This is a genomic window from Actinospica durhamensis, assembly GCF_018139695.1.
Taxonomy (GTDB): Bacteria; Actinomycetota; Actinomycetes; order Streptomycetales; family Catenulisporaceae; genus Actinospica; species Actinospica durhamensis.
The window spans coordinates 1-1,273 of the sequence record NZ_JAGSOG010000587.1 but is presented as its reverse complement, the minus strand read 5'-3'; the positions used below and the strand labels follow the sequence as shown (position 1 = coordinate 1,273).

Here is a 1,273-nt window from a genome sequence, read left to right as displayed (position 1 = left end):
GGGGTGGGCAACGTGCTGCGGGATCACGCTCGAAAGGGATATGGCTAGGCCGGTACGCGCGAGCCTCGCCGCCGCGCTCACCCGCTCAGATCGAACCCCGAGGACGCCCATGGCGCTAACGCGGCCCGCCCCCGCACCACCGGACTCCGACGCCGACCCCGTCCGGTCGCGCGGACCCGCACCCCGCTCGCCCGGGTCCGGGCGGGCGGCGCCGGTGGCCCGGTCGGCCGCGCTGCTCGCGCTGGCCGCGGCCCTGGTGGGCACGCTCGCCGCCGTGCGCGGGCCCGGCGGAGCCAGACTTCTGATCTATGCGCTCGAACTGATCGCCGCGGCCGCCGCGGTGTGCGCGCTGGCCGCGGGGCGCGGGGGGCGCGCCGGTGCCGAGCCGTCCCGGCACGCCGCGGTCGCGCCCCGGCAGCCCGCGGCCGCGGCGGAGCAGAGCCCTGAGCCCGAGTCGCCCGCCCCCGCCGCGCACGTGCGGCACGCCTACGTCAGCCTCGCCCGCCGGATCCAGGCCCTGGTCAACCGGCAGCTGCGGGAGCTGCGCGAGATGGAGGACCGGCACGGCGCCGACCCGGCCGTGTTCGCCGACCTGCTGCACCTCGACCACGCCACCGCGCTCGTGGGCCGGCTCGCCGACAGCCTGGCCGTGCTCGGCGGTGAGCGCGCCGGGCGCCGCTGGACCAAGCCGGCGCCGCTGCTCGACGTCTTCCGCGGCGCGATGTCCCGGATCACCGAGTACCGCCGGGTGACGATCGGGCGGCTGCCCGAGCAGGCCGCGGTGGCCGGCGACGCGGTGGAAGGGCTCGTCCACGCGCTGGCCGAACTGCTCGACAACGCCACCCGCTACTCCCCGCCGGACACGCACGTGGTGCTCAGCGCGGCGAGCCTGCCGGACGGCCTGGTCATCGAGGTCGAGGACAGCGGCGTCGGACTCGGGCCCGAGGCGCAGGCCCGCGCCGCGCTCGTGCTGGCCAGCGAGAACGCCGGGCTCGAGGTCGCGGCCCTGGGCACCACGCCGCGGCTCGGCCTGGCCGTGGTCGGGCGCCTGGCCCGCGCGATCGGCTTCGAGGTCACCCTGGAACCGGGCGACGGCGGCGGCGTGCGCGCGAGCATCCTGCTGCCGAACCGGCTGGTGACCGAGGCGCGGCCGGAGCCAGCGGCGCCGACCGGCCGGGCCGCGCGGGCCGGGATGGAGCCCGCGCGCATCGCCGCCGCCCGGCACGCCGCGCCGGACGTCGAGGCCGCGGAGCCCGCCGCGGCGGCCCCCGCC

General features: G+C 79.3%; 1 protein-coding gene. It reads left to right on the top strand.

What is annotated here, in order from left to right; all coding sequences use genetic code 11:
- Window positions 1-214: 214 nt before the first annotated feature.
- On the top strand, window positions 215-1,273 hold a 1,059-nt coding region (locus KDL01_RS45775), incomplete at its 3' end, for a sensor histidine kinase (protein WP_307846811.1).